Raw genomic sequence first — 26,004 nt, 5'->3', positions numbered from 1 at the left:
GAAGCACGTAGTGAAAACTTACCTTCAATTTTGGGTGCTGATAATCCTTGCATGCCTTTTTCAAGCACAAAGCCACGGATCTTACCTTCGAGTTTGGCCCACACTACAAACACATCCGCTATAGGTGAGTTAGTGATCCACATTTTGTTACCTGTAACTGAATAACCACCATCCACTTTTGTGGCTCGAGTGGTCATTGAAGCGGGATCGCTTCCAGAATTAGGTTCGGTCAAACCAAAACACCCTACCCATTCACCTGACGCTAATTTAGGTAAATATTTCATACGCTGGGCTTCGCTGCCGTAAGTATAAATAGGATGCATCACCAAAGATGACTGCACACTCATGGCACTGCGATAACCACTATCCACACGCTCTACTTCGCGGGCCACTAAACCATAACTTACATAGTTGACGTCACTACCACCATATTGTGCCGGCAATGTCGCACCCAGTAGTCCAAGTTCACCTAACTCACTCATAATTTCACGGTCGAAATGCTCATGCCTATTAGCTTCAAGCACCCGTGGTAGCAGCTTTTGCTGACAATAATCGTGAGCGGTATCACGGATCATCCGCTCTTCTTCGGTTAATTGATTGTCAAGAAACATAGGATCTTGCCAGTTATAAGGCGTCAGTTTTTGGCTCATAAAGGAACTCCATTAAAATGTTTTTATAGGCAATAGTCTAAATGAATTCGCTACTCTAATCTTAAAAAGATGATTAGTCACTTATTCCCAATCCAGTATTATAAATTGGTTAAAATCTGGCTAAATCTTGAATGAAGAGCTTTTTTGGATAGCGTTTTTTTAGCCTACTTTATCCCTGCAAAAAAAGTAGGCCATACAAAGGGAGTTTAGTTTGAAATAAGAAGAGATATCAGAGCATAAAGCCACGTCAAATCTTTAACTACTATGTCAAAATCAAAAATACTGAAGTTCCAGTTCAAAGTTTGAAATTTTAATTTTTCGCCTTTCCTGCTTCTAAAATGGGCATACCAGCTTCGGTTGGTATATAAATTCGTTCACCATTTCCTTCTTGCAGACCTTTAATCCATATATAACGCAAATATGCTTCATTATCTTTTAAGGACTCTCCTATAATTCTATTTGCTTCTGCCGCCGCTTTTGCCAGTTCAATATCAGCCTTTCCTTCTGCCTTAGCTCGAACCAATTTGGCCTCTCCTTCAGCTTGAGCCAATGTAACTCTTGCTTTTGCCTGCATTAGAGCTGCTTGCTCACGAGCTTTAGCTTCTTCTATGAGTATTTGTTTACTCCACTCAGCTTCTTTTAAAGAAGCTTTTCCGTTCATTTCCATACTGTAAACTTTATATTTTGGCCAAGCCCACAAAGCTAAAACTATGACCAACACTAATAAAATAACTAAAAAACCTAAACCGCCAAACGCGATCGCATTCCTATTTGGATGCATGAACTTCCCTTAATTTTTCAACTAAAAATAGATAGATTTGACGATAACATAGTATTCAGAAAATTGAGTTTTATTGAATGACAATTTGATTACATTACTCGCTAAAACATAAAACACCTACATCAAAACTCTTGGCAACAACAAGGACAAAATCGGAAAAGCAATAATTACTATCAATACCATCACATCCATTACCAGAAACCGTGCCACGCCCATAAAAATGTCGTACACAGCTACAGAGGGTTTAGTAACACTGGCAATCACAAATACATTTAACCCTACTGGTGGGGTAATTAAGCTTATTTCTAACAATTTGATAACCACCACACCAAACCAGATCAAATCTAAGCCGTAGCCATCAATCATAGGGATCAAAAACGGCAGTGTTAGCACCATAATGCCAAGCGGGTCGAGAAACATACCCAGTAAAATATAAACACCAGCTACCATCAGCATCAACATCCAAAAAGACACCTCTGCTCCCTCCACTAAGCCAACCAAAGCCGGCGCCATGCCGGTTAATGCTACCAAGCCCACAAAAATTTTAGCGCCCGCTGCGATAAAAAAGATCGATGTGGTTTGAGTGCAGGTTTCTTTGATGGATTGTATAAACTGCTGCCAATTGAGCCTTTTTTGCAGCCAGCCTATGATAACCACAGTCACGGCGCTGATGGCGGCAGCTTCGGTTGCCGTAAAAAAGCCTCCATAAATACCACCAATAATAATGATAAATAACAACACAGCAGGCCAACATCTAATCGCAGCTTTGCGACGCTCTCCTTTTATCGTTAATGAATTATCCGCTGGCGCGGCCTGTGGATAACGTTTTACCCATAGATAAATCACCACTAAAAAACCTGTCAGCGACAATATTCCTGGGATCACACCTGCCATAAAGAGTTTACTCACAGACATTTCGGTAAAAATACCGTACACAATAAAGAGTACGCTAGGAGGGATTAACGAGCCCAAGGTGCCACCTGCTGCCACAGTAGAGGTAGCTAAGCGCTTGTCGTAACCCATGCGCAGCATCTCGGGCACACAAATTTTTCCCATAGCCGATGCGCAAGCGATGCTCGAACCCGTTATGGCCGAAAACCCACCACAGCCGAACACCGATGCCATAGCTACGCCGCCAGGTAAACTTTTAAGCCACACGCGAGCGGCATGATAAATATCTGTGGTGATCCCTGTGTGATAAGCAACATGGCCAAGTAGCACAAACAGCGGGATCATACTCAAATCATAAGAATGCACTAAATCGAAGGTGTTAGATGCCACCATAGTTAAGGTCGGAGCTAAGGCACTTGTTAAGTCAAAACCGCCGTGACGCATGGCAAAAAACAGAAAAATAAATATCGAGGACACACCGGCTAAACTAAATGCAATGGGCACCCGCAACACCAATAAAAGCATAGTGCAAGCAAAGCCGATAAAACCCAGTAGCAAAGGATCCATCAATTACTCCTTTGCATCAGCTTGTTGCTCGGCTGTGGTTCGTGTTGTTAGATAAGCGGTGTTTTTTGTCAGTGCCGCTTTAAAATCGGCAATAAAAATGACCAACAACCGCACAATAAACAATGCTGAACCCACAAAAAATGCCAAACGCCCTGGCCATTCTGGTAACTCAAGTTCACCAAAAAAGTAAGCGCCACTTGTAGCTGCATGAAACAAACTTTGCCAAGCCGCTAAAGCCAGCGGTAATAAAATAATCAGACTAATAAATGAGCCCACCGCTAACATCCACAATTTGCTGTGTTTGCCTAAAGACTTAAACAAAAATTCGATGGTGATATGACTGTAATCAGCGGTAACGTAGGCCAGTGGCAAAAATATTGCACCTACCATTAATTCCCCCACTATCACCACATCATCGGTTACGCCCCAGCCCAATACGTTTCGACTGATAACGGTGCAGGTAATCATCAGCCCTAAGCTAATAATACACACTCCCGCCACCAGCAAGGCGCCTTGTTCGATTTTTTTCAACATACAATTTGCTCTATGTTAACGTTGCCACGGATAGCCAATTTCATCTCGCTCTTGGGTATATTTTGTTAAAGCCTGCTGGTAGTTTTCGAGCAGAGCCTTGCCATCAAAGCCACTTTTCTGGGCTTCGGTTTGCCATTTTTGGATGTAAATTTGACTGGCACCGTAGAGTTTCGCGTTGTCGGTTGGCGAAAGGTTAATGATTTCTAATTGATGCCCATCGATACCTTGAGTAAATTTTTGCTCAGCTTTTAAATCAGATTTCATCACATCTTGCCCAAGGTAATCGATAAAATCTGCGCCTACTTCTTTAAGCACTTGGCGCTGAGATGGGCTTAATCTGGCAAGGGCATCTTTGTTGATAAACATACCTAAACCCGTATAAGTACCCCAATTCAGCTTAGTTAAACTGTTGCTCACTTCATGCTGCTTTAACGCCAAAGACGCATTCAAGTAGCCCAAACTGCAATCAATCAAGCCGTTATCTAACCCTTGATAGGCTTGGTAGATACTCATGCTCACTAAGTTAGCGCCAAAATCGCTAAAGACTTTACCAAAGGTGCCTATGCCACGGACTTTTTTACCTTTGATATCTTCAAGGGTGCGCACCCCATCGCCATTGCATAACAATATGACATTCGACAGCATGTAAGAAGTCACAAACACTAAATTCTGCTTGGCTAAGTGCTGGGTGACCACTGGCGTTTGCATATGCTCATAATTGGCTTTAAGCCCCACCCAAGGATCGAGATTCTCAAAGGGCAAATTGGTGAGCGAAAATGCCACCATTTCTTTCAGAAAATAATCCGGAATAATGGTGCCTATATCTACCACACCCGCAGCAACCGACTGCCTTGCCGCATTGGCTTTAAATAACGCACCACCCCACATGATGTTGATTTTTAAGTCGCCATTCGAGCGTGTTTCAACTTGCTCGGCAAACCATCTCGTAGCCGCAGCACGAGAGCCACGGTTGGGGCCGGGTTCGCCATAGGTAAGCACAGTTTCTGCAACAGCAGGCGCGGCACTCAAAGTAATAGTGAATATCGCTCCCGCAAAAATTTTAATCAAGCTGCGCATACATCTGACTCCTTACAAGCGTGACTCACTTGTTATTTTTAACTACTAGATTCGTTTTCTCGCTGCTTGTGATTCTTCACTTTGTAATAACTCACCAAAAATTTTTAATTCATCTTCAATAATTTCGCCGAGCTGTGCGTGCTGAGGCCCCTTAAGAAGTTTCTTAGTGGTACGCAAAGCATTTTGTGGTTTGTGTGCTAAAGCTTTGGCTTTGTTTAAGGCAAAATCGAATACTTCAGTTTTATCGATTTGTTGATTAACTATACCCATTTCGATGGCCGATTGAGTGTCAAACGCCTCTGCCAACATCAACACTTCTGCGGCTTTTCGATGGCCAGCTAACTGGGGAATAAGCAAGCTTGAACCTCCTTCAGGGCAAGCGCCTAAATCCACAAAAGGCATTTTAAACAGGGTCTCTGACGCATACACTAAATCAAAATGTAACAACATAGTCACGCCTATGCCTATGGCGACACCCGACACTGCACCCACAATTGGCTTAGGGTAGTGATGCAGCTCATGCAACAAAAAGGAGGCGGGCGAAGGTCCACTAACATCCCGATTATCAAAATCCTTTAAGTCATTACCTGCGGTAAAGGCGTCTTCAGTTCCGTGTATTAGCACCACTTTAATACTGTCATCAGTCACACTGTCTTGCAGTGCTTTAGCCAAACTCATGTACATGGCACGAGTTAAGGCGTTTTTTTTCTCAGGACGATGAATACCTAAGTGTAAAACACCCTCTTCCTGATAAACGATTACGTTTTCTGCAGCTGTCATATTGATTACCTATTGTGAATGCAGGCTAGTTATTCAGACTATTTACACGGGATAAAGCCAAGTCATATTCTGCTTTAAAGCGTGCCACTATAGTGGCGACATCGGTGATATCAGCAATGCTGCCTAAACCTTGGCCTGCCCCCCAAATGTCTTTCCACGCTTTGCTTTTACTGCCCCCTTCGGAGCCAAATTTCATCTTTTCTTTATCACCCTGCTCTAAATCATCAGGATCTAAGCCTGCGTTCGTAATACTGGGTTTTAAATAATTACCATGCACACCGGTAAATAAAGAGCTGTACACAATGTCTTTGGCGCTATGTTCAACCAACATGTTCTTATATGCTTGTTCGGCATTGGCTTCTTGAGTGGCAATAAAACGCGTGCCTATATAAGCAAAATCAGCACCTAACGCTTGTGCTGACAATATTGAGGAGCCATTAGCAATGGAGCCAGATAACGCAATTGGCCCATCAAAAAACTGTTTGATTTCACTCACCAGTGCAAAAGGGCTTAATGTGCCTGCATGACCACCCGCGCCAGCACAGACCAACACTAAACCATCAACACCGGCTTCTATGGCTTTTTGTGCATGGCGAATATTAATCACATCGTGAAAAATAATGCCGCCATAAGCATGAATACGTTCGACTAAATTAGGATCCAGCGCCCGTAAACTAGTAATAATGATGGGAACTTTGTGTTCGATACAGGTATTTACATCTTGTTCTAAACGGTCATTACTTTTATGCACGATTAAATTAACCGCATAAGGGGCAATCACTGCCTGTGGGTTTTCCACTTTATAGGCATCTAATTCAGATTTAATTGTGGTTAACCAATCACCTAATAATGGCTGCGGACGGGCGTTTAATGCCGGAAAAGAGCCGACAACGCCCGCTTTACACTGAGCAATGACTAACTCTGGCCCTGAGATAATAAACATAGGCGCGCAGATAACCGGTAACGATAATGTATTCTGTAATGTCTTTGGAATGGACATCTAACTTCCTTTAAAAATGATGAATCAATTAACTTAACTATTAGCCCATTGAGTGAGGGTTTTTCCTTCCTCAACCAGTTGTTTTAATAAAGCAGCAGGCTGCCAATATTCTTCGCCATAGGTACTCGCAAATTCGCCAATCGTTTTATAAATTTTTTCTAAGCCTATGGTATCGGCGTAGAACATCGGCCCGCCACGGTGAGCTGGAAAGCCATATCCATTGACATAGACCACATCAATGTCGCTGGGGCGCTGGGCTATGCCTTCCTCAAGGATCTTAAAACCTTCGTTAATTAGCGCAAAAGTTAATCGAGCCAAAATAGTATGTTCGGTTAATCCATGTCGCTCTACCGAGTATTTTTCGGCTTGCTCTTCGATGACTTGTTCGACTATTGGATCAGAAAAGCGCTGCCGGGTTTGCGGATCATAACGATAATATCCTGCTCCGGTTTTTTGTCCTAAACGCCCCATCTTGTAGAGCGCATCCGCAATACAATAGGTTTTTACATCCCCTTTTTGTTCAGCAGTAAGTGCTTCACGGGCTTTAAAACCAATATCGAGCCCCGCTAAATCACCCACAGCCAAAGGGCCCATGGCCATACCGAAGTTTTGCATGACAGAGTCTATGTCGTCGGGAGATGCGCCTTGAAGTAAACACAATTGCGCTTCACGACCATATTGTCGCAACATTCGATTGCCGATAAAGCCATAACAAACTCCCGACATTACCGGTACTTTTTTGATGATTTTAGCCATTGCCATACAAGTGGCTAAGGTTTGATCTGAAGTGTTGTCGCCACGGACAATTTCCAATAATTTCATTACATTAGCCGGACTAAAAAAGTGCAAACCAATTACATCTTGAGGACGTGATGTGGCCTTAGCAATGTCATTCACATCTTGGTAGGAAGTATTAGTGGCTAAAATAGCGCCTTGCTTACACACTTGGTCGAGTTTGCGGAACACTTGTTTTTTGATATCTAGGTTTTCAAATACCGCCTCGATCACTAAATCCATCTCGGCTAATTCATCGTAATGAGTAGTTCCGGTGATTAGGTTCTGGCGAGCACTGGCTTGCTCGGCAGTTAATTTACCTTTGTTGACTGTTCTGGCGTAATTTTTAGCGATTATGTCCTGACCACGTTGCAAAGCTTCAGCATTTATTTCTAGTAAAGTGACAGGAATACCCACATTCACAAAATTCATGGCAATGCCGCCGCCCATGGTTCCACCACCAATTATTCCGACTTTTTTAATGTCTTTTATAGGCGTGTCTTTAGGTAGGCCATCTATTTTGGCTGCCATTCTTTGAGCAAAAAACATATGCCGCAATGCCGCGGATTGTGAAGACTCCATACATTCTACAAACAGTTTTCGCTCAGTTTTAAGACCTTGCTCAAAGGTTTGACTAAGAGCTGCTTCGACACATTTAAGAATGCGTTGCGGCGCTTTTTGACCACGGTAACGCTTGCTTAGCTGCTGGCTATACTCCCTGAAAAATTCATCTGAAATACCAACATCATCGACCTTGATATCTCTAACTTTTTTAATCTTTGCACCTTGGGCTATGATTTCTTTGCCGTAAGCTATGGCTTGGCTGAGTAAGTCACCCTCGACAATTTTATCAATCAAATTGACGCTTAAGGCTTTGGTTGCTGAAATAGGCGCGCCCGAGGTCATCAAATCAAGGGCGGCTTTAACACCTGTTAATCTGGGAACCCTTTGGGTACCGCCAGCACCGGGTAACAATCCTAGTTTTACTTCTGGCAGCCCCACTTCTGCACTAGCCAGCGCGCAGCGATAGTGACAAGCCAAAGCGGTTTCTAATCCTCCACCAAGTGCAGTGCCATGAATGGCGGCTATGATTGGCTTTTTTGAGGCTTCAATAATTGCTAACAATTCTGATAAAGACGGCGATTGTGGCTTTTTACCAAACTCAGAAATATCTGCTCCTGCGATAAATGTGCGACCAGAACAAATCAGCACAATCGCCAAAGAGCTATCTAATTTGGCTTGGATCACCGCTTCTTGAATGCCGCTACGCAGGGCATGAGAAAGGGCATTGACCGGAGGGTTATTCACTCGAATAACGCCAATTTCACCCTCTAATTGATAACTAACCACTGACATAAATTAACTCCCTTATTATAAACTTTCACTGCTAAGTATAATTTGTTCGACTAAACCCGCTCATTTAATCCCTTTCCATAAAACGCGTTCAATCAAACTCGCTCAATTAGACTCGCTCTATAACTATTGCAATTCCCTGACCAATACCGATACACATAGTGGCCAAAGCATAACGGCCACCGGTTTTTTCTAGTTGCCTAAGGGCAGTTAACACTATGCGCGCGCCACTGGCACCTAAGGGATGTCCAATGGCGATGGCGCCGCCATTTGGGTTGACTCTTGGGTCGTCAAAGGCAATGCCGAGCTTTTTCATGCAGCCTAGGGCTTGCACCGCAAAGGCTTCGTTAAATTCCAGCACATCCATATCTGCCAAAGTTAATCCTGCTCTAGCCAAGGCTTTTTGCGAGGCGGGCACTGGGCCTAAGCCCATCACCCTTGGTGGTACGCCTGCAATGGCACCGGCTAAAATTCTGCCACGGGGTTTAATGCCGGCTTGTTCACCCACGGCTTGATTGCCAATAATTAACGCCGAGGCGCCGTCGTTTATGCCAGAAGCGTTACCGGCAGTGACTACACCATCAAACAAAGGCGGCAGTTTCGCCAGTGCATCAATATTTGAAGATGGCCGTGGATGTTCATCAATATTCACACTGATTGACGGCTTTTTACGACCTTGTGGCACATCAATCGCAATGATTTCGTCGTCAAAATAACCCGCTTGTTTGGCGGCTGCATATTTGGCTTGAGATGCCGCGGCAAAAGTATCGCTTTCTGCTCTGGTGATATTCAGATCGGCGGCAATGTTGTCGGCGGTTTCTGGCATAGTATGCCCACCAAACTGCTTGATGATCTCTGGGTTGGTAAAACGTGCGCCTAAGGTGGTATCAAACATGGGTTGTTGCCTAGCAAATGCCGAGGTGGCTTTGGCTAACACAAAAGGTGCGCGGCTCATAGATTCAACTCCACAAGCGACAAACAGCTCCCCTTCATTGGCTTTTACACATCGGGCAGCATCTAAGGCCGCCGCTAAACTTGAACCGCACAAACGGTTAACTGTAATACCGCCGGTTTCTATGGGTAAACCCGCTAATAATCCTGCGCTGCGAGCCACATTACGACAGTCTTCACCTGCTTGATTGGTATTGCCGGCAATCACATCTTCAAACAGGCTTAAATCGAAATTATTACGCTGCACCAAATTTTTTATAAGCTGCGCCAGCATGTCGTCGGGTCGCACTCCGGATAACCCACCAGCGTGGCGACCAAATGCGGTTCTGGCGGCATCGTAAATAAATGCTTGTTGCATAATGTTTCCTTATAAATCAGTAAATTGGCAATGAACAGGCAAGGCCACCAGCAATTTAGCGACCTTGGACTGATCTAATGGATCGGTAAGGTGAATAAGCACCACTTGGCCTTTGTCTGGGATAAACTTAGATTTGACCTTAGCAGTAATATTTGCTGATTTAAGTAGTGCATTTACACTAAATTCGGTGGCGCTATTACGTAAAGTTGGCTTGAACACTTTGCCAACAGCGGTTATTGGAAAACTATCTAGAATTTCAATCCGTTTAGGAATAGCCGCTCGTTCAGCTATGTGTTTTTGGCAGTGTTCTAGTAATTCAGAGGCTGTAGTGTGTTGCTTATTTTTGACCACCACATAGGCAACAGGCACTTCACCTGAATGCACATCGGGTTGACCTATAGCAACAGATTGAATGACATCAGGGTGCGCCATTAATCCATCTTCGATAATTTGTGGATCGATATTATGACCACCACGAATAATCAAATCTTTAGCGCGGCCAGTGAGTTGAATATGACCTTGGGCATTAATCACCCCTAAATCACCAGTATTAAACCATTCATCCTCAACCCAAGCGCCTGCGTTATCGGATTCATTTAAATAACCTTGAAACACATTGGGGCCTTTTACTAAGATCACTCCGGGTTCATTTGCTGCACAAACCCGACTAATTTTGTTATCAACTATGTGCGCAGCAATCACCTGAGAGTAAGGGATGGCATTGCCCACTGACACGCCGTCAACGGGATATTCTGGTAATACTCTGGCTATCAAACAGGATGTTTCGGTCATGCCGTAACCATTAGTCACCAAACAATCAAACTTCTTCTCGAACGCGAGCTTTAGTTCATAAGGTAAAGGTGCCGAGCCACAACCTGCATACTCACAACAACTCAAGTCAATATTTTCATCGGGCTGCTGCAATAAAACCGACATAATAGTGGGCACTGTAGGAAACCAACACACTTGATACTTGTTCACAAAATACCACCAATTTTTTACGGTGTTGGGATGTCGAAAGCCTTGTGGCGTCATAATGACCACAGCGCGACCCACCATAAACATCGACAAACTAGCCGCAATCACCCCAAACACATGAAACAAAGGTAAGGCATTTAATACCGGCGTTTTACCATGATAAGCGTTAAAACCTGCATACACTTGCACCACAAAACTAATGCCATCATGGGAAAGTCTGGCGACTTTAGGGCGGCCAGTGGTGCCTCCGGTATGAAAATACATAGCAAGATCTTCACCCTTGGGCTGCGAATGTTGCGGCAATCTATCGCTGGATTGGTTAGCAATCCCTTGATTAAAATCAGCTATGTTAACGGTTTTATAACTGGCGCCGCTGGCATTACTTTCAAGCACAAGCAGGTGTTTAAGCGATGGCACACTATCAATAATATGCTGCACTTTTTGACCTAATTCGGTGGCATCATCGACAGAAACGGTGACTAACACTTTTGCCTTCACCTCATTCAATATTTCAATGATGTGGTCAACTTGCAAAAGATGGTTAATTGGATTGGCAATGGCTACCGCTTGAGCGCCCCAAATACTTAAATGAGTTTCTGCTAAATTAGGCAATAAAATAGACACAACATCAGTACGCTCAACGCCCAGTGATGTGAGTAAATTAGCGGTTTGATTAATTTTATTGGTTAACGACGCAAAATTAAGCGTTTTAGGTATTTCATCACGAGTAGCAGTAACATGCTCCGAAATAGCTAAATCTTCGGGAAAACTGTCGGCAACGTGACTAAAAATATCGTATGTCGTTTTACACCGATAACGTTGTTGGTAACTTATTTTTTCAAAATCAGCGAATAACTCTAACTCTGTAGGTGTCGACATTTAGCGCCCAATGCATAACATAATGTTTTTATTTGTTAATACTTTGTCACAAACTAGGGTAGTAAAATAGCCCATTGATGCAGCTAAACCGAATTGTATTTTTCAATAGTTATTTATGGCTGCTAAATACAGGTCTTAACCAAGCCATTTTCCAAACTAAAACACGAGCGGATTTTGGCGAAGAGTAGTGAATTTAAATAGAGGTTTATGCATGTAAAGTATTAGTCCAAGGCTCACTCCAGTTCCAAAGCAAACGTTAAGGTCTGTTAACGTTTTTCTTTTATAAAGACAGCCATAATTAAAATGGAAATATAACCCAAATTGACTAAGCTTTGATTAGGAAATAAATCAAAGGATTGATGTCATGCCTCAACCTCGTAAGTCTCAAATTAGTTTATTAGATACGCCTTATTACCATTGTGTGTCGCGCTGTGTGCGACGTTCGCTTTTGTGTGGAGTGGATAACTACACTGGCCAAAGTTATGAACATCGTCGCGGCTGGGTAGAAGCGCGTTTATTGTTTTTGTCTTCTGTGTTTTCTATCGATATTTGTGCCTATGCGGTGATGAGTAATCATGTGCATGTAGTGCTTTATGTGGATGTAAAACAGGCTCAGTCTTGGAGTGACATGGACGTGGTCACGCGCTGGCATCGTTTACATAAAGGCACGTTATTGACCCAAATGTTTGTTAAGGGGGAAGCATTAAATCAAAGCCAATTACTGACATTGGATGAAACCATTGCCGAATATCGCAAACGTTTACACGACATAAGCTGGCTAATGCGCGATTTAAATGAATACATTGCAAGAGAAGCCAACAAGGAAGATGACTGCACCGGCAGGTTTTGGGAGGGACGGTTTAAATCTCAAGCTTTATTAGATGAAGCCGCAGTGCTGGCTTGCATGGCCTATGTGGATTTGAATCCCATTCGAGCCAAGATGGCCAACACACCAGAGACCTCACAGCACACTAGTATTCAAACACGCTTAGCTTCGATAAAACAAAATACAACCACCACATTAATGCCTTTTGTCGGAAACCCTCGGCAAAACATGCCCAAAGGCATGGCCTTTTCTCTACAAGACTACTGCGAATTAGTGGATACCACGGGCAGAGTCATCAGAAATGACAAAGCAGGCCACATTGACTCTCAACATCACCCGATATTGCAACGGCTAGGTTTATCAGACGAACAATGGCTCACCCTCACCACCGAGTTTGAACAACACTTTTGCTACGCCGCAGGTGCCGAAATGATGATGAACCAATTCAAGCGCCATACTGGCCATCAACGCATTCGAGGCATCAGCAAAGCAAAAACATTGCTACGCTGCGTTTAGTTCCGACAAAATGATTCAAATTTGAGGCTCAGCAGAATAGTTGCGTCCAAAAAACGCAAAACTCACCAAAATCGGCTTAGATGTTCAATTTCTATCTCAATGCCTAAAACTCAAACTAGATTATTCGCCAATACAGGACAAAAACATTTTTCTTTTACTATTGAATATTTGTTATGGGTGGCTAGTTAAAAAATTCTAATTTTAATGGGCATAACAAGCATATTTTGGCTTCAGTTCTACAGAGCTATATTCGTATGTAATTTTTTTTAAATTGGTCTATTTGATAACCTTGTATTTATCCAGTCTAAACAGTCGGGTTAAATACAAGGCTTGGTTTGATCAGAAAATATCAAATGTAAAATGACCTTTTCAAAATGCTAAGTTTATGAAATGCTGTAGAAAATCAACTGGAATGTCGAAGTAAATATGAAAACAGCAAATGTATTTAACCCGACTTCCGGCTAATATACTGTTAGGCGATATTAATCCCTGATATCGTCTATATTTTCTCAAGGGAACAAGGAATACTAATTATGAATTGGTATATGGAAGCATTAAAAAAATATGCTCAGTTTGGTGGTCGTTCACGCCGGAAAGAGTACTGGCTTTTCGTTTTGTTCAACATGATATTTAGTATCGCTTTAACATTTATCGATGCTTTTATTGGGACTCTAAACCTTGAACTAGGCTTAGGACTATTAAGTAGCACCTATGGTTTAGCAGTATTTATTCCATCAATCGCTGTAGGCTTTAGAAGGCTCCATGATACTGGAAGGAGCGCTTGGTGGTTTTTACTATTTCTAATTCCGCTAATTGGTTGGCTCGTCATTCTTTTCTACTTAGTGCAAGATAGTCAGGAAGAAGAAAATCAGTATGGCGTGTCACCAAAACTAGCCGCCTAACAAGGCAAGCCAGCGGACACAAAAAGCCTACAGCTTTTCGGTCCGCTGCTTTTGGCGTTAGAATTTCAATCAACTATGGATATCAATTAATGAGTGAAGCAGGGAAATCTTTTGAGTGCTCTATAAAAGATGCTGAAGAATTACTTATCAGATTTGATAAGGAAAATAACACCACATCAAAGCCTAATTCTGAGACATTAAAGAGAGCCGGTATGGTAATCGCTATGGCTGCTTGGGAAACTTATGTTAAAGATCGATTCAGAGAAGAAATCGACTTTTGGTTAGCTTCTGTTAATGGAAGCCTTCTTGGTAATTTTGTCCAGAGAAAAGCAAATGAAGATTTAAAACGCTTTTTCAATCCAAATACTGACCGTATTAAACAACTATTTAAGAGTTACTTTGAAATAGATATAACATCGGGTTGGGTTTGGGATAACTATCAAGCACCGCAGGCTAGAAAAGTGTTAAATGATCTAATAGCCAAACGGGGTGAAGCCGCACATATTGCAAATACAGATCCATGTGGTGCACATATTATAAAGCGAGATGATCTAGATAAGGCTGTTAGGTTTTTAAAAGGCTTAGTTAAAGCAACTGAAAAAGTTGTAGTGGTAAAGAAATTCTAACAAGGCGTTCAAACGGACAAAAAACAGTTGGCTGTTTCACTCCGTTCACAATTTTAGCCAACAATTTTTTGCCGCTTAACGTGGCGTTAGCTCTAATTAATTATGAATTCAGAAGAACGTAAAAAAGTTTCCGTAATATCAAAGTACGCTATTGATTCCTTCAACGAGGGGGATTGGCTGACGCTTGGCCAAATAACGGGTAAGGTAAAGGAAATCACAGGCAATGATAGATTGCTGAGATCGTTGAGTTTTGGTGATGATGATTACAGCTTCTGTGTGACAGAAATTCTAGATTCAATCTTCAGTGAAGATTCAAGTTTGATACTGGAAGTAGTAGATCATTTTGATATAGATTTGTGGTATCAACAAAAGCATCCTGAAAAATATCAAAGAGTATTTGTTGAAGCAAAAGTCACGAACGCAGATTTTTGGACTGATGGTTATATAAAGTTATTTGTAAGCCACTTGTCATCAAATCGTTCGAGAATGTCCGCCTTAAAATCTTCTTTGTCTAGCTGGGGGATTTGTGCCTTCATTGCTCATGAAGATATTGAAGCGTCTAGAGAGTGGCGAGATGAAGTTGAAGCTGGATTGGCATCGATGGATATTCTCGCTGCCGTTGTAGAGCCAGGTTTTAAAGAATCAGATTGGTGTGCCCAGGAAGTTGGTTATGCACTTGGGCGAAAAGTAGATATTATTCCGCTCCGTGCTGGTTTAGATCCATTTGGATTTTTTGGGAAATATCAAGGTATACCTATAAAAGGTAAAATCCCAGAAGTGGTAGCTAATGAAATTGCAAAGCTACTTTTCAAAAAGCCTAAACACAGAGATGGGTGCTTACGGAGCCTGGGCAAGGCACTTCTAACGCATGACTCAGGTAAAAAAGTGCAGCTAGTTGAGCTAATTGATGAATGGTCTGTAGCTACGGATGATCAACTTAAAAACCTATTGGAAAGCGCTTCTTTATCTAAATACGAGCAAGGAAAATTAAAGAATATTATTGCTAGAGTTGGGGCGTATAAACCAGTAGTGCCAACACCAGATTATTCGCAATTTGACGACGACATTCCATTTTAATGGTAAGTCCCGAGCTAACAAGTCAGCCCAAGTCTCCACCAAGTTGGTTTAACAACTAGCAACGAATTTCCACCATTGATTATGTCCGATTTAAGTTGACAAATTTCCACTAATTCCTGCCAACAAATATCATCTTTTTCACTTTGATGTTAATGATATTTGAGATTGTTATTGTATCTATTCCCGCCTTACAATAGGTATCGTTTATACATTTATAGGACGCTTACATGACCAGTCCACTTGCTTCACCTATTACTTTGCCAAATGGCAGCGTGCTTCCGAATCGTCTGGGTAAAAGTGCCATGACAGAGGGGCTTGCGGATAAGTTTGACTTGCCTACACCTGCACTTATGCAACTTTATACAACCTGGTCGCAAGGTGGAACGGGATTGCTTATTACCGGTAATGTGATGGTTGACAAGCGTTACCTTGAGCGTGCCGGAAACGTAGTATTAGAAGACAATAATAACTTAGAGTTATTTCGAAATTGGGCCAAACAAGGCACCGTAGCGGGCAATCATTTGTGGGTGCAACTTAATCATCCTGGTCGTCAATGCCCTAGAATGGTATCTACCACACCTTTGTCTCCGTCAGATGTACAGTTAGACATTCTTGGGAATTTTGCCAAGCCTCGGCCTATGGATCAAAGCGATATAGAAGAGGTCATTTCACGTTTTATAACCAGCGCTCAACTTGTGAAAGAGGCGGGGTTTAGTGGTGTGCAAATTCACTGTGCCCATGGTTATTTACTGAGTCAGTTTTTGTCCCCTAAAATCAATCAACGTCAAGATCAATGGGGTGGCTCTCTAGAAAATAGAGCACGTATCATTCGCCGCATAATTGTAGGCGTGCGTGAAGCCGTGGGTGCTGATTTCCCCATAGGCGTTAAGCTCAATTCAGCGGATTTTCAAAAGGGAGGTTTCAGCCTTGAAGATTGTATAACAGTGGCCCGTTGGTTGGGGGAAGATGGCGTTGATTTGTTAGAAATATCGGGTGGCACTTACGAGCAATTAAGCTTAATAGGTGTTGAACCCACAGACGTAAGAGAAAGTACCCGCAAGCGCGAAGCCTATTTTATTGAGTATGCCGAACAGATCAAAAAATCCGCTCAAATTCCAGTAATGATCACCGGAGGGTTTCGCAGTCGTGACGTTATGGAACAAGCTGTTGCAAAGGGTGAAGTCGACCTAGTTGGACTTGCTAGACCTTTGTGTACCGAACCGGATTGCTCAACAAAACTGCTACTACAAAGCATGCAAAGTCTTGATTGTTATGAAGATAAGTTGGTTTTAGGTAGCGGATTTTGGGGTAATAACAGCTCCTCAAACGTGATAAAGGCCATCAATAGTTTTGGTCAAGTTGGATTTTATTATTGGCAAATTATCCGGTTATCAAAAGGGTTAACACCACAGCCCAAATTGGGCACTTTTATGGCATTTTTGAAGCATATGACCAATGATTTCAAACTGAATATGAAAAGAAAATTTGGTTAATATAATACCCTTGCTACTTTATTGGTTATTTGTTCCACTGTTCCCAATAAAATCCACTTGCTATAAGGCTTAAAAATGATTCGAGATCACCAAATGTTGGATCTATTTTTACTCAGTATTTCAAAATTTGTAAAACAGCGATTAGTACCCGCAGAGCAAGAAGTTGCTGAAAACGATGCCATTCCAGAGGGCATCGTTCAAGAAATGAAAGACATGGGTTTGTTTGGTATGACAATCCCGGAAGAATACGGTGGTTTAGGTTTAACCATGGAAGAAGAGGTACTTGTGGCCATCGAACTTGGCCGTACTTCTCCAGCTTTTCGCTCACTGATTGGCACTAACAATGGCATAGGCTCTGCGGCCATAGTGTTTGACGGTACCGAAAAACAAAAACAAACCTATTTGCCGAAATATGCTTCGGGTGAATTAATTGGATCATTTTGTTTAACCGAGCCGGATGTCGGCTCTGATGCCTCTGCCGTAAAAACCACAGCCGTTAAACAAGGTGATAATTACATTATTAACGGCACCAAACGGTTTATCACTAATGCTCCCAGAGCCGGCACTTTTACAGTAATGGCCAGAACCGACCCGAACATTAAAGGCGCAAAGGGCATCTCGGCTTTTATTGTTGATGCCACTACCGCAGGCATTACCCTTGGCCCTAAAGATAAAAAAATGGGCCAGCAAGGCTCACATACCTGTGACGTGATTTTTGAAAATTGCCGAGTGCCAGCAGAAAACATTATTGGTGGTGTCGCGGGTAAAGGTTTTGTGACCTCTATGAAAGTGTTAGACCGTGGCCGCCTACATATTTCAGCCTTAAGTGTTGGTATTGCCGAACGGCTTATTGATGATGCATTACGATTTGCAGCAGAGCGAACCCAGTTTGGCAAGCCCATTGCCGAACATCAGATGATCCAAGTGATGTTGGCCGACAGCAAAGCCGAAGCTTATGCCGCTAAATGTATGGTACTGGATGCAGCGAGGCAAAAAGACTTGGGCAAAAAAATCACCACAGAAGCATCTTGCTGTAAGTTGTTTGCCACCGAAATGGTTGGCCGCGTGGCCGACAAAGCGGTACAAATCCATGGCGGCGCAGGTTACATCGCAGAATACGCAGTAGAGCGGCTTTACCGCGATGTGAGATTATTTAGGTTGTACGAAGGTACTACGCAAATACAACAAATGATCATCGCTAAAAATATGCTGAAAGACATGCAATAACCTTAAACCAATCAAAATAGGTACAACTGGGGATCTGTAAGATGAATTTGAATTTCACTGCCGAAGAACAAGACTTTCAACAGCAAGTTCGTGAGTTTTTGCAGCAAAAACTACCAAAAGATATTGCCCAAAAAACCAAACGCGCGTTAGCGTTATCCAAACAACAGCATATCCAATGGCAGAAAATTTTGTATGACCAAGGTTGGGCTGCAACCAATTGGCCAGTGGAATACGGCGGCACAGGCTGGACACCTACGCAAAAATACATTTTTGCCAACGAATGCGCCAAAGCAGGCGCACCAGATGTGATCCCCTTTGGTTTAAAAATGGTCGCACCGGTTATCTATACCTTTGGCAGTGACGAACAAAAACAGCGCTTTTTGCCGGATATATTGGCCAGCAATGTGTGGTGGTGTCAGGGTTATTCAGAAACTGGCGCAGGATCTGACTTGGCAGCGGTTAGAACCACAGCAGTAAAAGATGGCGATGACTATATTGTTAACGGCACCAAAACTTGGACTACCTTAGGCCAACACGCCGACTGGATTTTTTGCCTAGTCAGAACCGGTGAGCCTAGCGCCAAAAACCAAGAAGCCATCAGTTTTTTATTAATTGATATGCACGATCCCAAAATTACGGTTTCACCGATTATTACCATAGATGGCAAACATGAAGTGAATGAAGTGCACTTTGATGAGGTGCGCGTCCCAGCAAACAACTTGATCGGAGAAGAAGGCAAAGGCTGGACTTACGCCAAAGTATTGTTGACACACGAACGCACCGGTATCGCGCGAGTGGCGATGTCTAAAGACCGTTTAGCCCAATTAAAAGAATTGGTAGTCACCTCCCCAAATGGAGAATATAAATTAATCGATGACATAATTTTTGCCCAAAAAATCGCAACAGTTGAAATCGATTTATTGGCTTTAGAATATACCGAATTACGTACCTTATCTGCCATCAGCACAGGCAAAGCGCCGGGGCCAGAATCTTCCATTTTAAAAATAGTTGGCACACAAGTCACCCAAGCAATTGACGAGTTATATGTGGAAGCAGCTGGGTATTACGCTATGCCATTTGTACCCGAGCAATTTCAAGATGATTTTGATGGGCAGTTTATAGGTGAAGATACCGCCACTAATAGCGCATTACGTTATTTCAATAACCGTAAAACCTCGATTTATGGTGGCAGTAACGAAATTCAAACTAACATCATCAGCAAAGCTGTTTTAGGACTTTAATATGGACTTTTCTCTCAGTAGCGAACAACAGATGATCCAAGACAGCGTGGCTAGGTTTGTCCGCAATGATTATGATTTTGAATCTCGCCGCAAAATTTTGGACTCAGAAAGTGGATTTAGCCAAAAAAATTGGGCGTTATTCGCTGAACTTGGTTGGTTAATGCTGCCTTTTTCAGAGCAAGATGGCGGCTTAGGTGGTTCTATGGCCGACCTAATGCTTATTATGGAGGAATTTGGCAAAGGCATGGTGGTTGAACCTTTTATTGCCACAACCGTTTTAGCCGGTGGACTCATTGCAGAGTGTGGTAGTCAAACTCAAAAAGACCAATACCTGTCGCAAATCATGGCCGGTGAATTACACATGGCCTTCGCCTACGCTGAGCCGCAAAGCCGTTATCAATTAAACCATGTAACTTGCCGCGCCAGCCAATCGGATACAGGCTTTATTATTAACGGCCACAAATCGGTAGTGTTAAATGGCAATCATGCAGAAATGTTAGTAGTAGCTGCCCGCACCAGCGGCGAGTCACATGACGAGTATGGCATAAGTTTGTTTTTAGTGGATGCCCAACACCCAAGTGTTAAACGTAAGGGTTATGCCAATGTGGATGGCCATCAGGCCGCCGATATTTGGTTTGATAATACTCCCACGCTAGAATTATTGGGTGAGCAAGATAATGCCTTAGCTGCAATCAACAAGATAATCGACAAAGCCACGTTAGCGGTATGCGCCGAAGCGGTAGGTGCTATGGAAGTTGCCTTACAACAAACGGTAGAATATGCCAAAACTCGGCAACAGTTTGGCCGGGCAATTGGCTCGTTCCAAGCGCTGCAACACCGTATGGTGAATATGTTTATCGAACATCAACAAGCTAAATCTATTTTGCTCATGGCCGCCTTAAAAATGGATAATAATGATGGCGTTGATGCAAGAGCGTTGTCGGCAGCGAAAAGTCGCATTGGTAAAGCCGCGAATTTAGTAGGCCGCGAAGCCATACAAATTCACGGGGGCATAGGTATGACAGATGAATTGGATGTGGGGCACCTATTTAAACGGCTCACCACCATACAATTTTTGTTTGGCAGCTCAGATAATCACACTAAGCGTTTTGCTTCGCTATAAGATTTTTAAAATAACAATAATTGGATATATCAATGACAACATCTAAATCAGCTAGTTTATTAGCAAGCCTTTTAGTCTTGCTGGTATCAGCATGCTCTAAAAACGACACACCAAACATCGCCGCAAAAGACAGCATGCGTACAATCCAACAAGGTAATCTTGTGGGTATTGAAGGGGAATTCAATAATCATGCATGGCTGGGCATTCCTTTTGCGGCAGCACCTGTAGGTGATTTACGCTGGAAAGCACCTAAACCAGCACCAGCGTTTCAAACCGAGCTTTTTAATGCATTAGAGCATGGCGCAACTTGTACCCAATTGGCCGGTGGCCTTGGTGGCGTAGCAGGTGAAGCGGGCACCATTAGTGGCAGTGAAGACTGCTTGTATTTGTCGGTGTATGCACCAAAACTTGCTGCAACCGAAGTCGCTCAGGCTGACAAAAAATTACCTGTCATGGTATGGGTTCACGGTGGTGCCAACCGTGATGGTGCGGGCTCTATGTATGATGGTTCGCGCTTGGCAGCCGAGCAAAATGTGATTGTTGTGAGTATTAATTATCGTCTAGGCCCACTAGGATGGTTTTTACACCCTGCTTTGAATCAACAAGGTTCTGACGCCGATAAAAGTGGTAACTATGGCACTTTAGATATAGTGCAATCGCTAAAATGGGTGCAAGACAATATCTCTGGTTTTGGTGGAGATGTTAACAACGTCACACTATTTGGTGAATCTGCCGGTGGTTTTAATATTTACAGCCTAATGTTAAGCCCTATGGCGAAAGGTTTGTTTCATAAAGCCATTTCTCAAAGTGGAGGTTTGTCTTTAACTAAAGCTGAAACCGCCAGTAATTTTATAGAAGAACAAGGCCATAAGTTTTCGTCACAGCAGGCAGAATTGTATGCACTTGGCCAACAAAGTCCTGACAAAGATTTATCTGAGATTAAAACCGTATTAGTTGACCAATCGCCTCAACAAAGAGAGGAATTTTTAAGGGGGCTTAGCAGCAAAGCATTGTTTAACGCTTATCAACAATCTGGGGAGTCAACACCTGGGCGTAATCCGAATATTATTTCCGATGGTGTGGTATTACCCAAGGGTGATCCTGCCGAGTATTTTGCTGACGCCACTAAGTTTAACAATGTGCCTTTGATTGCCGGAACTAACCGAGACGAATTCAAACTTTACCTATTTCAAAACCCAGACTTAGTCGATACCTACTTTGGCGTCTATGCCATAGTTAAAGATCAAACCAAATACGATGCTTTTGCCGATTACCCGTCGCGTATGTGGAAGTTTAACGGTGTAGATAATTACGCGGCGGCATTAAGCCAGTCAATGCCCGGAAAAGTATGGGCCTATCGATTCGACTGGGATGAACAAGCGCGGCCATTAGGGGTTAAAATTGACAAAATGATAGGCGCGGGACACGGTATGGAAATTCCCTTTGTATTTGGGTTCACCGACAAAAGTGACATCTGGCAACAAATGTACAATGACGAAAATCAGCAAAGCCGAGAAAACCTATCCAAGCGCATGCGCAATTACTGGGCAGCCTTTGCTTATAGCGGCGAACCTAATAAAGGCTTAGATGGACAAGGCGTTCAATGGAATGCGTGGAACCATACTACAAGCGGCGCAGATGCAAGCGAAGAAAAGTATCTAGTACTCGATAGCAAAGCGGATGGTGGCATACGCATGGATAAGCAAGTGGTCACCCTTGCATCTATTGAAAAGGATTTATTGGAAGATACCCGTCTAACTGCTGTGGAAGACAAATGCCGTGTATTTAAGGTACTGGTTAACGGCAGTGACGACCACTGGCCAGAATCGGAATATGCCAGCAAAGTATCCGGTGGTTGTGCTGCGTTTCCTTTGACTGCCAAATAACTCCAAGAAGTAGCTTAAAGGTGGTGTTAACGCTGCCTTTAAGCTACTCAAGTCTTGAAAATTGCTGCTGCGTTATTTCATCCACACGCCAGATTGGTTCGTTTTATAGCCTAAGCTGCGGTAGGCAGCATCTACTAAACTCTGCCCGCGCTCGTTTAGCAAAATGCCATTGCCCATTTGGGTCATGGTATAGCTAAAAGCCAGTCCACATTCTGGGTCGGCAAAACCAATTGAACCGCCTGCACCCACATGGCCAAAAGCTTGATCCCCAAGAATGGCTGATTGACGATTACCCTCAGATAACAAATGACGATTATCCACAGACTTCATAAAGCCCGGACCAAAGCGCGATGGTACTAATAACGTAAAATCTTGTTGGGTAGCGGTTGTAACCATACTCATATGTTTGAGACGCTCGGGCGATACTAAACTGCTGTCATTGGTAGCCAGAGGTGTGTACATAGCCACTTGCCCACGCGCGTTAGCAATGCCACCGGCGCCGCCAATTTCTGCGCGATATGCCTTGGGATCATCTGGCTTCCAGCCACCGTTATTCATAAAAGATAAGGCTTGCGCTGATTTGGGATCGGTGAACAATTTTTTGGAAAAGTCCGAAAACACATCTCCGCTTTGGGGTGTATAGGGGATCATCGGCGCGATTTGGCGGTCGAACTCGTCTGGAATGCCAATCCAAAAATCGGCCCCGGTGGGACCCGCGACTTCATCTGCAAAAAACCTGCCTAGCGATTTACCCGACACTCTGCGCACCAACTCACCAACAGTCCAACCAAAACTCACCATATGATAACCATTGCGGGTACCCGGCTCCCAAAAGGGCACTTCGTTTTCTAATCGGGCAATCATGTAGTCCCAATCGTAGAAACCACCGGGTTTGATGGGTTCACGAAACGCGGGTAAGCCACTTTCATGGTTTAGCATCATCGCGACTGTAGTGTGCTCTTTGCCGTGTTGTCCGTATTCTGGCCAATAATCGATGACCAAGGCGTTTAAATCGAGCTGCCCTCGGTCAATCAAAATGTGAGCGCAAAGCGCCGTGGCAGCTTTGGTGCAGGAAAACACTATAGACAGGGTGTCGCGCTCCCAAGGTGCGCCAGTTTCTTGGTTAGCGACGCCGCCCCATAAGTCCACTAAGGTTTCGCCGTTTACACTGAGGCAAACCGAAGCACCCGACTCGCCTCGCTCTGAAAAGTTACGTTCAAATTCTGACTTTAATTCTGCAAATTTGCCATCGCAATGACCGGATACTGTTGTAGACATATAATACCAATTCCAATAAATAAGTGGGCATGTTAAAAGCTAACACGCCATGATCACAATAGTTTGTAAGTGCTTACCTACCCACAATATCTCGGGCAATGACTTCTTTCATGATTTCTGAGGTACCCGCGTAAATCGTTTGAATACGGGCATCACGGTAAAAACGTGAGATGGGATATTCTTCGGTATAACCGTAACCACCAAACAACTGCAAACATTCATTTACCATAGTCAGTTGCATTTCGGTGGCGGCGAGTTTGAGCATGGCGGCATCAGTTACCGTCATTTCACCTCGGCTAAACTTAACCATGTGTTTTTCTAAAAGCGCACGGCACATTTCCAATTCGGTTTTACATTCGGCTAGTTTAAAACGGGTATTTTGAAATTGTGATATCGACTGGCCAAAGGCTTTACGCTCTTGCACGTAGTCACAAGTCACATCGAGCGCGCCTTGCGCGTGACCAATGGCTTGCACCGCACAACCTAGACGCTCGCGAGGAAGTTCTTGCATTAAATACACAAAACCTTTGCCTTCTTCGCCTAACAAAGCCTCTTTTGGGATGCGCATATTTTCGAAAAAGAGTTCGGCGGTATCACTACTATGCTGGCCAATTTTTTCTATGGGTTTGCCGGTTGAGTACCCAGCTAGGCTAGTATCTACCAAAAACAACGAAATCCCTTTAGCGCCTGCTTGAGGATCGGTTTTGGCACAAACAATGACCATATCGGCTTGGTTGCCGTTAGTAATAAAGGTTTTTGAGCCATTTAAAATATAATCATCACCGTCTTTAATGGCGCTAGTGCGGATACCCGCTAAATCGCTTCCCGCGCCAGGTTCGGTCATGGCTATCGCAGTTAATACTTCACCTGAAACCATTTTCGGTAACCAGTGGTCTTGTTGTTGTTGATTGCCTATATGCAAAATATAAGGAGCCACAATATTCGCATGAATATTATAACCCGTACCTAAACCATGCAGATTCAGGCGGCACATTTCTTCTTGGATCATCTGGCACACGTCAAAACTGGCTTCTGCGGCGCCGTATTTTTCAGGAAAATCTACCAGCAACATGCCGGCACTGCCCATTACATTCCACATTTCCCGTGGCATTTTGTGGTTTTTTTCCCATGACTCATAATGAGGTAGCACTTCTTGCTCTAAAAAACGCAACACCATATCGCGAAACATCTGGATTTCTTCGTTATTACTTTGTTGTGCTGGGTGCATATACAACCTTGTGGATAGCTATCTTTGTAAAGTGTTTGTGTGACTAATTATTGACAAATAGACCTTCACAAGCAATGGAAAAGTCAACTTTCTATGCAACGATTAATCTATCTTGGTTGTAGGAAGACAAGCCTTAAGTTAAAGGTAAAGTATCATCTAGGTGTGAATGGTCTACTATGGGCGTCTGATTTTTGTCTGACTTAATTGAACAATTTTGATTATTCACAACAACTACAGTGACATTGTCCCGTGCTTTACGTACTAATGAGGTTTGAATTAAAGTTTCAGCGATAGATTTTAGTGGTGTTGTCATCAACAATTGTTCAATCTCTGCATCATCAATGACTTTATTCAAACCATCACTACAAAGCAGATATGTATCATCTTCTCGTCTAACGTCAGTGACTAAATCTAGTTCTAACGTTTCGGCCCCACCCACTGCTCGGGTGATAACATTGGCATTAGGGTGCCGCTCGGCGGCTTCTGGGGTCAATAACCCTTGTTGTACCATTTCTTCGACTTGACTGTGATCTTGGGTGAGTCGTTTAAGCTGATTATTTCGCACCCGGTAAACCCGACTATCGCCTGCCCAAATACAATGGGCATACTGTTGCTCAAAAACCAGCACTACCACTGTACTGCCGATAACGGCTTGTTTCTCACTTGCCAAATCGACGAGATCGCTATTGACCTGTTGCATTGCCTGTTTGATTTGCTGGGGGTTTATTGGATAGGGGTTACTCTTTGCCAGCGCTTGTAAACTGTTTACTATGGTTCTACTTGCTAGGTCGCCTTTTTCGTGCCCGCCCATGCCATCGGCGACACACCACAAGCCTACTTCAGGTGCGTTCAAAAAATCATCTTCGTTTACTTTGCGAATGGTTCCAATGTCTGTTTTAGCTACTGAATCCCAAGTACGTTCAAACATAATTATTTTTCCATTACCTCAAGTTTATCAATCACATTGCCACATAAAGTTGGCCTGTTGTTCGATCACTTTATATAGAT

22 protein-coding genes are annotated in these 26,004 nt (G+C 43.2%); 9 read left to right on the top strand and 13 right to left on the bottom strand.

The annotated features are described in order from the left end of the window. The 10 genes from Q0688_RS09400 to Q0688_RS09355 all read right to left on the bottom strand — a co-directional run. Window positions 1-650: acyl-CoA dehydrogenase family protein (locus tag Q0688_RS09400; protein WP_299075119.1), on the bottom strand; the 650-nt coding region annotated here is incomplete at its 3' end. A 310-nt stretch (window positions 651-960) separates the two neighbouring features. Continuing rightward, window positions 961-1,431, bottom strand: a complete 471-nt coding sequence (locus tag Q0688_RS09395) for a hypothetical protein (RefSeq protein WP_299075117.1) — start codon at window positions 1,429-1,431, stop codon at window positions 961-963. A gap of 117 nt (window positions 1,432-1,548) precedes the next feature. Beyond that, a complete protein-coding gene (locus Q0688_RS09390; RefSeq protein ID WP_299075115.1) occupies window positions 1,549-2,889 on the bottom strand; it encodes a TRAP transporter large permease in 1,341 nt (446 codons plus the stop codon). Window positions 2,890-2,892: 3 nt separating this feature from the next. After that, a complete protein-coding gene (locus tag Q0688_RS09385; RefSeq protein WP_299075113.1) occupies window positions 2,893-3,423 on the bottom strand; it encodes a TRAP transporter small permease in 531 nt (176 codons plus the stop codon). A 15-nt stretch (window positions 3,424-3,438) separates the two neighbouring features. Continuing rightward, complete coding sequence (locus Q0688_RS09380) at window positions 3,439-4,500, bottom strand: C4-dicarboxylate TRAP transporter substrate-binding protein (protein ID WP_299075111.1); 1,062 nt, start codon at window positions 4,498-4,500, stop codon at window positions 3,439-3,441. Between the two features lie 45 nt (window positions 4,501-4,545). Next, window positions 4,546-5,280 (bottom strand): enoyl-CoA hydratase-related protein, encoded by a 735-nt coding sequence (locus Q0688_RS09375; RefSeq protein ID WP_299075109.1) that lies wholly within the window; start codon window positions 5,278-5,280, stop codon window positions 4,546-4,548. Window positions 5,281-5,305: 25 nt separating this feature from the next. After that, the gene (locus Q0688_RS09370; RefSeq protein ID WP_299075107.1) at window positions 5,306-6,280 is read right to left on the bottom strand and encodes a nitronate monooxygenase family protein; all 975 of its coding nucleotides are present in this window, start codon (window positions 6,278-6,280) and stop codon (window positions 5,306-5,308) included. A 33-nt stretch (window positions 6,281-6,313) separates the two neighbouring features. Continuing rightward, complete coding sequence (locus Q0688_RS09365; protein WP_299075105.1) at window positions 6,314-8,410, bottom strand: 3-hydroxyacyl-CoA dehydrogenase NAD-binding domain-containing protein; 2,097 nt, start codon at window positions 8,408-8,410, stop codon at window positions 6,314-6,316. A 106-nt stretch (window positions 8,411-8,516) separates the two neighbouring features. Then, window positions 8,517-9,716: a 3-oxoadipyl-CoA thiolase gene (locus tag Q0688_RS09360; RefSeq protein WP_299075103.1), complete on the bottom strand. Its 1,200-nt coding sequence runs from the start codon at window positions 9,714-9,716 to the stop codon at window positions 8,517-8,519. Window positions 9,717-9,725: 9 nt separating this feature from the next. Continuing rightward, entirely contained in the window at window positions 9,726-11,573 is a 1,848-nt protein-coding gene (locus tag Q0688_RS09355) for an acyl-CoA synthetase (RefSeq protein WP_299075101.1), read from the bottom strand. A gap of 364 nt (window positions 11,574-11,937) precedes the next feature. Here Q0688_RS09355 and Q0688_RS09350 point away from each other — a divergent pair, with 364 nt between their 5' ends. The 9 genes from Q0688_RS09350 to Q0688_RS09310 all read left to right on the top strand — a co-directional run bounded on the left by Q0688_RS09350 (window position 11,938) and on the right by Q0688_RS09310 (window position 22,490). After that, entirely contained in the window at window positions 11,938-12,915 is a 978-nt protein-coding gene (locus Q0688_RS09350; protein WP_299075099.1) for a transposase, read from the top strand. A gap of 533 nt (window positions 12,916-13,448) precedes the next feature. Further along, on the top strand, window positions 13,449-13,817 hold the full coding sequence (locus tag Q0688_RS09345) for a DUF805 domain-containing protein (RefSeq protein WP_299075097.1): 369 nt from the start codon (window positions 13,449-13,451) through the stop codon (window positions 13,815-13,817). Window positions 13,818-13,906: 89 nt separating this feature from the next. Continuing rightward, complete coding sequence (locus Q0688_RS09340; protein WP_299075095.1) at window positions 13,907-14,443, top strand: HEPN domain-containing protein; 537 nt, start codon at window positions 13,907-13,909, stop codon at window positions 14,441-14,443. Window positions 14,444-14,545: 102 nt separating this feature from the next. Beyond that, window positions 14,546-15,520, top strand: a complete 975-nt coding sequence (locus Q0688_RS09335; protein ID WP_299075093.1) for a TIR domain-containing protein — start codon at window positions 14,546-14,548, stop codon at window positions 15,518-15,520. A gap of 227 nt (window positions 15,521-15,747) precedes the next feature. Further along, on the top strand, window positions 15,748-17,013 hold the full coding sequence (locus Q0688_RS09330) for an NADH:flavin oxidoreductase/NADH oxidase family protein (protein ID WP_299075091.1): 1,266 nt from the start codon (window positions 15,748-15,750) through the stop codon (window positions 17,011-17,013). Window positions 17,014-17,088: 75 nt separating this feature from the next. Continuing rightward, the gene (locus Q0688_RS09325) at window positions 17,089-18,240 is read left to right on the top strand and encodes an acyl-CoA dehydrogenase family protein (protein ID WP_299075089.1); all 1,152 of its coding nucleotides are present in this window, start codon (window positions 17,089-17,091) and stop codon (window positions 18,238-18,240) included. Between the two features lie 41 nt (window positions 18,241-18,281). Next, window positions 18,282-19,481 carry an acyl-CoA dehydrogenase family protein gene (locus tag Q0688_RS09320; protein WP_299075087.1) on the top strand — a complete coding sequence of 400 codons (1,200 nt, stop codon included), beginning with the start codon at window positions 18,282-18,284 and terminating at the stop codon, window positions 19,479-19,481. 1 nt (window position 19,482) lies between these two features. Continuing rightward, the gene (locus Q0688_RS09315) at window positions 19,483-20,604 is read left to right on the top strand and encodes an acyl-CoA dehydrogenase (RefSeq protein ID WP_299075085.1); all 1,122 of its coding nucleotides are present in this window, start codon (window positions 19,483-19,485) and stop codon (window positions 20,602-20,604) included. Window positions 20,605-20,636: 32 nt separating this feature from the next. Then, window positions 20,637-22,490 carry a carboxylesterase family protein gene (locus Q0688_RS09310; protein ID WP_299075083.1) on the top strand — a complete coding sequence of 618 codons (1,854 nt, stop codon included), beginning with the start codon at window positions 20,637-20,639 and terminating at the stop codon, window positions 22,488-22,490. A 72-nt stretch (window positions 22,491-22,562) separates the two neighbouring features. Here the strand turns inward: Q0688_RS09310 and Q0688_RS09305 are convergent, their stop codons facing one another. From Q0688_RS09305 to Q0688_RS09295, 3 genes are all read right to left on the bottom strand, one after another. Continuing rightward, on the bottom strand, window positions 22,563-23,768 hold the full coding sequence (locus Q0688_RS09305) for a serine hydrolase domain-containing protein (protein WP_299075081.1): 1,206 nt from the start codon (window positions 23,766-23,768) through the stop codon (window positions 22,563-22,565). Window positions 23,769-23,841: 73 nt separating this feature from the next. Beyond that, window positions 23,842-24,996, bottom strand: a complete 1,155-nt coding sequence (locus Q0688_RS09300) for an acyl-CoA dehydrogenase family protein (RefSeq protein ID WP_299075079.1) — start codon at window positions 24,994-24,996, stop codon at window positions 23,842-23,844. A 133-nt stretch (window positions 24,997-25,129) separates the two neighbouring features. After that, on the bottom strand, window positions 25,130-25,924 hold the full coding sequence (locus Q0688_RS09295) for a protein phosphatase 2C domain-containing protein (RefSeq protein WP_299075077.1): 795 nt from the start codon (window positions 25,922-25,924) through the stop codon (window positions 25,130-25,132). Between the last annotated feature and the right edge of the window lie 80 nt (window positions 25,925-26,004).

The sequence above is a fragment of the uncultured Paraglaciecola sp. genome, from assembly GCF_937123705.1.
Lineage (GTDB): Bacteria > Pseudomonadota > Gammaproteobacteria > Enterobacterales > Alteromonadaceae > Paraglaciecola.
The sequence above is the reverse complement of the archived record's forward strand: the minus strand, read 5'-3'. Positions and strand labels throughout refer to the sequence as shown.

Excerpts from the sequence above, each read along its gene's own strand:
- Q0688_RS09355 (WP_299075101.1), bottom strand. The coding sequence starts at position 11,573 with ATGTCGACACCTACAGAGTTAGAGTTATTCGCTGATTTTGAAAAAATA.
- Q0688_RS09380 (WP_299075111.1), bottom strand. The coding sequence starts at position 4,500 with ATGCGCAGCTTGATTAAAATTTTTGCGGGAGCGATATTCACTATTACT.
- Q0688_RS09335 (WP_299075093.1), top strand. The coding sequence starts at position 14,546 with ATGAATTCAGAAGAACGTAAAAAAGTTTCCGTAATATCAAAGTACGCT.
- Q0688_RS09310 (WP_299075083.1), top strand. The coding sequence starts at position 20,637 with ATGACAACATCTAAATCAGCTAGTTTATTAGCAAGCCTTTTAGTCTTG.
- Q0688_RS09375 (WP_299075109.1), bottom strand. The coding sequence starts at position 5,280 with ATGACAGCTGCAGAAAACGTAATCGTTTATCAGGAAGAGGGTGTTTTA.
- Q0688_RS09325 (WP_299075089.1), top strand. The coding sequence starts at position 17,089 with ATGATTCGAGATCACCAAATGTTGGATCTATTTTTACTCAGTATTTCA.
- Q0688_RS09320 (WP_299075087.1), top strand. The coding sequence starts at position 18,282 with ATGAATTTGAATTTCACTGCCGAAGAACAAGACTTTCAACAGCAAGTT.
- Q0688_RS09395 (WP_299075117.1), bottom strand. The coding sequence starts at position 1,431 with ATGCATCCAAATAGGAATGCGATCGCGTTTGGCGGTTTAGGTTTTTTA.
- Q0688_RS09340 (WP_299075095.1), top strand. The coding sequence starts at position 13,907 with ATGAGTGAAGCAGGGAAATCTTTTGAGTGCTCTATAAAAGATGCTGAA.
- Q0688_RS09350 (WP_299075099.1), top strand. The coding sequence starts at position 11,938 with ATGCCTCAACCTCGTAAGTCTCAAATTAGTTTATTAGATACGCCTTAT.
- Q0688_RS09360 (WP_299075103.1), bottom strand. The coding sequence starts at position 9,716 with ATGCAACAAGCATTTATTTACGATGCCGCCAGAACCGCATTTGGTCGC.
- Q0688_RS09390 (WP_299075115.1), bottom strand. The coding sequence starts at position 2,889 with ATGGATCCTTTGCTACTGGGTTTTATCGGCTTTGCTTGCACTATGCTT.
- Q0688_RS09330 (WP_299075091.1), top strand. The coding sequence starts at position 15,748 with ATGACCAGTCCACTTGCTTCACCTATTACTTTGCCAAATGGCAGCGTG.
- Q0688_RS09300 (WP_299075079.1), bottom strand. The coding sequence starts at position 24,996 with ATGCACCCAGCACAACAAAGTAATAACGAAGAAATCCAGATGTTTCGC.
- Q0688_RS09305 (WP_299075081.1), bottom strand. The coding sequence starts at position 23,768 with ATGTCTACAACAGTATCCGGTCATTGCGATGGCAAATTTGCAGAATTA.
- Q0688_RS09345 (WP_299075097.1), top strand. The coding sequence starts at position 13,449 with ATGAATTGGTATATGGAAGCATTAAAAAAATATGCTCAGTTTGGTGGT.
- Q0688_RS09295 (WP_299075077.1), bottom strand. The coding sequence starts at position 25,924 with ATGTTTGAACGTACTTGGGATTCAGTAGCTAAAACAGACATTGGAACC.
- Q0688_RS09315 (WP_299075085.1), top strand. The coding sequence starts at position 19,483 with ATGGACTTTTCTCTCAGTAGCGAACAACAGATGATCCAAGACAGCGTG.
- Q0688_RS09385 (WP_299075113.1), bottom strand. The coding sequence starts at position 3,423 with ATGTTGAAAAAAATCGAACAAGGCGCCTTGCTGGTGGCGGGAGTGTGT.
- Q0688_RS09365 (WP_299075105.1), bottom strand. The coding sequence starts at position 8,410 with ATGTCAGTGGTTAGTTATCAATTAGAGGGTGAAATTGGCGTTATTCGA.
- Q0688_RS09370 (WP_299075107.1), bottom strand. The coding sequence starts at position 6,280 with ATGTCCATTCCAAAGACATTACAGAATACATTATCGTTACCGGTTATC.